The 7,674-nt window shown below is 61.1% G+C and carries 6 protein-coding genes; 4 read left to right on the forward strand and 2 right to left on the reverse strand.

Translation table 11 applies throughout. The annotated features are described in order from the left end of the window. The first annotated feature begins 24 nt into the window (after positions 1–24). Together BFQ00_RS27130 and BFQ00_RS27135 are read left to right on the forward strand one after the other, a co-directional pair. Positions 25–2,667, forward strand: coding sequence for an MGH1-like glycoside hydrolase domain-containing protein (locus tag BFQ00_RS27130; RefSeq protein ID WP_065935277.1), 2,643 nt, complete (start codon positions 25–27; stop codon positions 2,665–2,667). Positions 2,668–2,713: 46 nt separating this feature from the next. Beyond that, positions 2,714–3,337: a hypothetical protein gene (locus tag BFQ00_RS27135; RefSeq protein ID WP_065935278.1), complete on the forward strand. Its 624-nt coding sequence runs from the start codon at positions 2,714–2,716 to the stop codon at positions 3,335–3,337. Between the two features lie 248 nt (positions 3,338–3,585). On the opposite strand, the gene BFQ00_RS27140 is transcribed toward BFQ00_RS27135, so the two are convergent. Then, entirely contained in the window at positions 3,586–3,900 is a 315-nt protein-coding gene (locus tag BFQ00_RS27140; RefSeq protein WP_005788868.1) for an SCP2 sterol-binding domain-containing protein, read from the reverse strand. Positions 3,901–3,956: 56 nt separating this feature from the next. Next, positions 3,957–4,667, reverse strand: a complete 711-nt coding sequence (locus BFQ00_RS27145; RefSeq protein ID WP_065935279.1) for a histidine phosphatase family protein — start codon at positions 4,665–4,667, stop codon at positions 3,957–3,959. 192 nt (positions 4,668–4,859) lie between these two features. Between BFQ00_RS27145 and sohB the strand changes: the two genes are divergently transcribed. Together sohB and BFQ00_RS27155 are read left to right on the forward strand one after the other, a co-directional pair. Then, on the forward strand, positions 4,860–5,885 hold the full coding sequence (sohB, locus tag BFQ00_RS27150; protein ID WP_065935280.1) for a protease SohB: 1,026 nt from the start codon (positions 4,860–4,862) through the stop codon (positions 5,883–5,885). A 127-nt stretch (positions 5,886–6,012) separates the two neighbouring features. Further along, positions 6,013–7,512, forward strand: coding sequence for a sensor domain-containing diguanylate cyclase (locus BFQ00_RS27155; RefSeq protein WP_065935281.1), 1,500 nt, complete (start codon positions 6,013–6,015; stop codon positions 7,510–7,512). Positions 7,513–7,674 lie beyond the last annotated feature (162 nt).

The following is a 7,674-nucleotide window of genomic DNA, read 5'->3' on the forward strand; positions in this document are numbered from 1 at the left end:
ATCCGGCAGGCGATGGAGCACTCAATGACGGCCACACCCACACACCCGATACTCGACACCCTCGAAGGCCAGCGGCTGGCGACAGAGGGTGCCGAACGCTGGCGCGAGTGGGGGCCTTACTTGAGTGAACGCCAATGGGGCACGGTGCGCGAGGACTACAGCGCCGATGGCGACGCCTGGGCCTACTTCCCCCACGAGCACGCCCGCAGTCGCGCCTACCGGTGGGGCGAGGATGGCCTGGCCGGTTTCAGCGACAAGGCGCAACGCTGGTGCCTGGGTTTGGCGCTGTGGAACGAGCGTGACAGCATCCTCAAGGAGCGCCTGTTCGGCCTCGACAACGCCGAGGGCAACCACGGAGAAGACGTCAAGGAGCTGTACTTTTTTGTCGACGGCGTGCCCAGCCATGCCTATATGCGCATGCTCTACAAATATCCCCATGCGGCGTTTCCCTATGCCGACCTGCTCGCCGAAAATGCCCGCCGTGGGCTTGAGGATGCCGAGTACGAAGTGCTCGACACCGGCGTATTCGAAGACAACCGCTACTGTGATGTAACGGTCGAATACGCCAAGCATCAGCCTGACGATATTTTCATGCGCGTCACCGTGCACAACCGCGCGGACCAGCCGACGCGTGTGCAGGTGTTGCCCCAACTGTGGGCGCGCAATGACTGGAGCTGGACCTTTGACGCGCCCAAGCCGCAGTTGCGCCTGGACGGTGAGCGGGTGCTGGCCCGGCATCATGAGCTGGCTGACCGTCACCTCAGCGCCTGGGGCCAGGACGGGCTGGAGTGGCTGTTCTGCGAAAACGAAAGCAACGTCCCCAAGCTCAATGGGCAACCGGCGCCGGGGCCGTTCAAGGATGGCATCAACGACTATGTGGTGGGCGGCGCAGACTCGGCGATTCGCCGCGACACGGGCACCAAGGTCGCCGCGCGTTTCAGCCTCGAACTGGTGGGCCAGGAGAGCAAAACCCTGTACCTGCGGTTTGCGCCGGTGGACGCGCCCGAGGTCAATGCACGCAAGCTGTTCGAGCTGCGCCGCCAAGAAGCGGACGACTTCTACGCCGCCTTGCAGCAAGGCATTGCCGACGCTGACGCGCGCAATGTGCAGCGCCAGGCCCTGGCCGGGTTGCTGTGGTCCAAGCAGCTCTACTACTTTGATGTAAACCAGTGGCTCGACGGCGACCCGGCCCAACCCGCGCCGCCGCCCGAGCGCCTGCATATCCGCAATACCCATTGGCGGCACTTGTCCAATTTCGACATTTTGTCCATGCCCGACACCTGGGAATACCCGTGGTACGCGTCCTGGGACCAGGGCTTCCAGGCCGTGGCAATGGCGCTGATTGATCCGGGGTATGCCAAGCAACAGTTATTGTTGCTGGTTAAAGATCGCTTTATGCATCCCAATGGCCAGCTGCCGGCGTATGAATGGCGTTTCGACGACGCCAACCCGCCGGTACACGCCTGGGCCAGTTGGCGCGTGTATCAGCAGGACAAGGCGCTGACCGGCGTGGGCGACATGGACTTTCTCGAGCGGATTTTCCACAAGCTGCTGCTGAATTTTTCCTGGTGGGTCAACCGCAAGGACGCCGAGGGCCGCAACCTGTTCCAGGGTGGCTTCCTGGGCCTGGACAACATCGCCTTGTTCGACCGCTCGGCCACCTTGCCGCCCGGCTACCAGCTGGATCAGGCCGACGGCACCGCGTGGGTCGCGGCGTATGCCCTGGACCTGATGCGCATTGGCCTGGAACTGGCCAGGCGCAATGGGGTGTACGTGGATATCGCGGTGAAGTTCTTTGAGCACTTCCTGTACATCGCCGGCGCGATCAACCGCGTGGACGACAGCGCCGAAGGCTTGTGGGATGAGCAGGACCAGTTCTTCTACGATGTGCTGCACCGCCCGGACGGCCAGAACGAGCCGGTGCGCCTGCGCTCCATCGTCGGCCTGATGCCATTGTTTGCCGTGTTGGTGCTGGAGCAGCGCGAGCACGAAGGGCTGCAAGGCCTGCGTGAGCGACTGCTGGGTTTCATGAAACACCGGCCGGACCTGGCCAAGCTGGTGTCGCGCTGGAACGAACCGGGGCAGGGCAACCGCCTGTTGCTCGCCTTGCTGCGTGGCGAGCGCACCAAGGACCTGCTGCGGCGCATGCTCGATGACCATGAGTTTCTGTCGACGTTTGGCGTGCGCTCGTTATCCAAGGCCTTTGCCGAACAGCCGCTGGCGCTGAAGATGAACGGCGACACCCTGTGTGCGCGCTACCAGCCCGGCGAGTCCGACTCACGCTTGTACGGCGGCAACTCCAATTGGCGCGGGCCGTTGTGGATGCCGGTGAACTACATGTTGATCGAATCGCTGCGCGAGTTTCACCGCTACTACGCGGATAATTTCTCGGTGGAGTACCCCACGGGCAGCGGTTATCTGGCGTCCCTTGAGGAAGTGGCAAACAGCCTCAGCCAGCGCCTCACGCGCTTGTTTCTACGCGATGAAAACGGCCTGCGCCCTTCGATGGCGGGGTATGCGCAATTGGAAGCGGACCCGGCCAGTCGCGATCTGGTGTTGTTCCATGAGTATTTTCATGGGGAGACCGGGCGTGGGTTGGGGGCGTCGCATCAGACGGGGTGGAGTGCGTTGGTGGCGTTGTTGCTCAATGTTCCGCTCAAGGCATGAATCAGGTAGATTTGCCCACCCCCCCAACCTTACATGGATGTAGATCATGCTTAAGTGCTTCACCCTTTCAAATCCGGCCAGCCGCTTGGGCATCTTGCTGGGCGCCGGTGTATTGGTCTCCTGCCTGTCTGTCGGCAGCGCCAGTGCGGCCTCGATGAGGGCAGCGTGTCTGCGCTGTCAGGATTCAGAAAGCGTCGATGCCTCCAAATGGGTCAAAAACGGCACGTACCGTCTCGAGTCAGTGACACTGTCGCTGGACGACGAAGTACGGGGAGCGGACCCTGATTCGGTGCGCAAGATGACCCGGCTCAAGCCTGTGGCCATAAGCGCCGATGCCAATGACGCCCTGGTCGAAGAAGCCATTCGTGCGATGGACATCGTGGGTGAGGACGGGGATGTCGCTGTACTGGAGGCGCAGTGGCCCAACCTGGCCCGTCGTGCGCGTTATGCCTACAGTATTTTCATCACTGAAGATCAGTTGGTGGATTTCTATAACGTGTATGTGCGCGTTGGGCGCAACAAGTATGTGCTGGTGATCGGCCGGGATGTGGAGTCCGGGGAGTTCCAATTGAAGCCGGGGGAGGGGCGTCTCATCAACCGGTACGGTACCGAGGGCAAGCCACGGGATCTGGAACAGTTCAAAAAGGTCGACGCCGCCGCAGGTGGCTGACAGCCGGGCCTGTGCGTTTAAATGGAAAAATCCCGCCTTCAGCGTAATGCCGTTCAGTCAAGCCTATATCGCCCCCTGTAGGAGCGAGCTTGCTCGCGAAAAACGTCAACGATAACGCGTGCGTCCTGAATAAACGCGGCGCCTGTGGTTTTTCGCGAGCAAGAGCTAGGCGCCCCCCTCGTTCCTACAAAAAGCCTTAACTGAACGACATTACGCCGGAAGGCGGGATTTTTTTGAGCGCGGCGTGATCAGGAAGGGAACAACTCGCTCAGCTTCATCGCCAGCATCATGTCGCCTTCGGTGCGCAGTTTGCCGCCCATGAAGGCCTGCATGCCGTCGGTGGAACCGTCGACGATGCCTTCCAGGGTTTCGCTGTCCATGACCAGGGTCACTTGGGCGTCCGGGTTTTCGCCTTCCTGCAGTTCGCAGGTCTTGTCCTTGACCACCAGCGAGAAATTCTTGGTGTCGTCGATACGGAAACCGAATACCAGGTCCAGGCCTTCGGCAGCGCTTGGGTTGAATTTGGCTTTCATTGCTTCTACAGCTTTGGCTACGTCAGTCATGGTTTCGATCCTTTAGGGTGGAGTCCAGTGACCTTGGGGTCACGGTTGGCCGCAGTTCATCGGAAAGTGATGAGCTGCGGCGCCTTCAACAGCTGCAAGTGGGCATGACTGTTGAAGGAAGCCAGTACCACCTCGCGACCACGGAATTTCAGCTGGTTGAGCGAGGTGTTAACAATTTGCCAGTTCAGTTCGAACGCCTGGGCGACCGGCATTCGGGTAATCAGGTGGAGCAGGGCGGTGATGGTGCCGCCGGAGGTGAACACCGCAATCTTTTGCGAGCGGTCGGCTGCTTCAAGGATACGCTGCAAGCCGCCCTCGACACGTTCGACAAATCCCTGCCAGCTTTCCAGCCCCGGTGGGTCGTAGGTGCCGGCCAGCCAGCGTTCGATGATCAGGGCGAAGATGCGCTGGAATTCGCTGCGGTTCTGCGCGCCATTGCGCAGGACGTGCACGGCGTCGGGTTCGGCGCCAAGCAGGTCGGGGAGCAGGCCGCGAATGATCGCCTCGCCGTCGAACTCGTTGAACGCGCTGTCGATTTCCAGGGGCGGAACCGGCAGGCCGAGGGCGCGGTATTGATCGAACGTGGCGGTGGCGGTGTGCTGCTGGCGGCGCAGGTCGCCCGACAGGCAGCGATCGAACGTCAGCCCCAGCTCTGCCAGGTGGCGACCGAGTACCTGGGCCTGTTCCACGCCGACGGGCGACAGGACGTCATAGTCGTCTGCACCGAAGGAGGCCTGGCCATGTCGAATCAGATAGATGCTGCCCACGTCCGTTTTCCCGGTACGTTGAAAGTCTGGCGAGGTTATGAGGATGCCCGCGAGCTGTCAATGAAAAAACATACGCTTGTTTTAAAAGTCCGTTAGAGGTGCGCTGCTGTCGGTTTGGGCACTGGTCCGCAGGCATTGGCGCCGGTATGCTGGGCCATCCGCGCCTGGCGCAGTGCATTCTTAAGGAGACATATGGATTTTTTGGCCGAATACGCGAGCTTTCTGGCGAAGACCTTCACCCTGGTGGTCGCTATTCTGGTGGTGTTGATCAGCTTCGCGGCCCTGCGCAGCAAAGGGCGTCGTAAAGCCGCCGGCCAGTTGCAGGTCAGCAAGCTGAACGATTTCTACAAGGGCCTGCGTGAGCGCCTCGAATCGTCGCTGCTCGACAAGGACCAGCTCAAGGCCCTGCGCAAATCCGAAAGCAAAGCCGAGAAAAAGCAGGGCAAGAACAAGCCTGAGGCCAAGCCGCGGGTGTTCGTGCTGGATTTCGACGGTGACATCAAGGCCTCGGCCACCGAAAGCCTGCGCCATGAAATCACCGCATTGCTGAGCCTGGCTACGCCAAAAGACGAAGTGGTGCTGCGCCTGGAAAGCGGCGGCGGCATGGTGCACAGCTACGGCCTGGCGTCGTCGCAACTGGCGCGTATCCGCCAGGCGGGCGTGCCGTTGACCGTGTGCATCGACAAGGTCGCGGCCAGCGGCGGCTACATGATGGCGTGCATCGGCGAGAAGATCATCAGCGCACCCTTTGCCATCCTCGGCTCCATCGGCGTGGTGGCGCAGTTGCCCAACGTCAACCGCCTGCTGAAAAAGCACGACATCGACTTTGAAGTGCTGACTGCCGGCGAATACAAACGCACCCTGACGGTGTTTGGCGAAAACACCGAGAAGGGCCGCGAAAAGTTCCAGGAAGACCTGGACATCACCCATCAGTTGTTCAAGAACTTTGTGTCGCGCTATCGCCCGCAGCTGGCCATCGATGACGTCGCGACCGGAGAAGTGTGGCTGGGTGTTGCAGCGCTCGATAAACAACTGGTCGACGAACTGCAAACCAGCGACGAATACCTGGCGACCAAGGCCAAGACGGCCGAGGTGTTCCACCTGCACTACGCCGAGCGTAAAAGCCTGCAGGAGCGTGTAGGGCTGGCGGCCAGTGGTTCGGTGGATCGGGTGTTGCTGACCTGGTGGAGCCGGCTGACCCAGCAGCGGTTCTGGTAAAGGCTGCTCCATGGCGGCGGGCCTTCAGACCGCTTGTATGCGTGCGCCACCGGAACCGGTGGCCGCTGTGAGTACCGACGTTCGAATGATGGCTGGAATACCTACCAGGCTTCCTTAAGGTGCTGACGTGAAGCGTGATACCCGTCTTGTGATGCTTTTGCTGTTGGTCATCGGCTGTTCCCTGACTTCGTTGACGATCTGGAAAGTCCTGTCTTCCCGTGAGCGGGCGCTGGCGGAAGTGGGCGTGCATGGCTTGAACCTGACCCAGGCGCTCAACACCTACACCGAAGGCATCGTGCGGCAAAGCGCGCTGCTGCTGCTGGGGCTGGTCGAGCGCCTGGAAACCGAAGGCAGTGGCCCGGCGCAGATCGAGCGCATCAACGCGTTGATCCGTCGACAACAGCCGCTGATGCCGCAACTGAGCGGCATCACCATCTACGACCAGCAGGGCGGTTGGCTGATGTCCTCCAATCGCTTGATTGCGGCGGGTGCCAACAGCGGCACGCGTGCCTATTTCATCCATCATCGCGAAGACCCGAGTCGTGAGCCTTTCATCGGCCCGCCGATTCAGAGCCATACCAACCGAGAGTGGGTGGTGACCATCAGCCGCCGCTTCGATGACGCGGCCGGCCACTTCGCCGGGGTGGTCGCCGTGACGCTGGGGGTGGAAAACTTTCTGCGGGTATTCGGCAAACTCGACATCGGTCAGGAAGGCGCCATCGGTTTGTCTTATACCGACGGCACCCTGCTGGTGCGCTACCCCTTCCGCGAGCAGGACATGGGCCGCAACTTTTCCAAGTCGCCGATCTATTCCCAGTATCTGATCGACCGCTCCGTCGGCACCGCGTCGTACACCTCCAGCCTGGATGGCGTAGAGCGGCTGTATGCCTTCCGCAAAAGCGAAAGCCTGCCATTGATCACCACTGTTGCCCTGGGCAAGCACGAGTCGCTGGCGGCCTGGCGTATGGAAGCGGTGTTGTCGGCGGTGGTGGTGGCGGGGCTGCTTGGGCTGACGGGTTTGATCGGCTGGTTCCTGATCCTCGATATCCGCCGGCGAACCCAGGTGGAAGAGGCGCTGCGTATCGCCCAGCAACAGCTGCTCGAGTCCAACCGGCAGCTTGAATTACTGGCGATGAAGGACGCGCTGACCGGCCTGGCCAACCGTCGCTGCTTCGATGAGACCCTGGCCCTGGAAGCACGCCGGGCGCAACGCGATGGCACTTCATTGGCGTTGTTGATGATTGATATCGACTATTTCAAGCGTTACAACGATGCCTTGGGTCACGTCGCCGGCGATGCCTGCCTGCAGCGGGTCAGCGCCTTGTTGGAGACCTGCGTGCGCCGCCCCTCGGATCTGATGGCGCGTTACGGCGGAGAGGAATTAGCCATCATCATGCCCGCGACCGACAGCGATGGCGCGGTGGTGGTGGCACAACTGATCATTGATCGGCTGCAGCGGGAAAACATCGAGCATCCGGGCAGCCCGTTGGGGCGCGTGAGTGTGAGTATCGGTATTGCCACGGCGGGGGGCATTGAACTGGAGCGCTTGCTCAGCTTGATCGAGGCGGCCGACAAGGCGCTTTATGGGGCGAAGTCGGCAGGTCGCAATGGCTTTGCGCTGAATTGATCGCAATCCAAGTGTGGGAGGGGGCTTGCCCCCGATGGCGGCCTCAGGGCCGACCAGGATGCTGGATAAGACCGAGTACATATCCGTTTCTGCGGTAACGGCTACTTAGGGTTCCGCTTTTACAGCGGCTCACTTTTGAAAAGCGCAAAAGTAAGCAAAACG

Origin of the sequence: Pseudomonas sp. 28 E 9 (genome assembly GCF_900004785.1) — a bacterium.
Classification (GTDB): Bacteria; Pseudomonadota; Gammaproteobacteria; order Pseudomonadales; family Pseudomonadaceae; genus Aquipseudomonas; species Aquipseudomonas orientalis_A.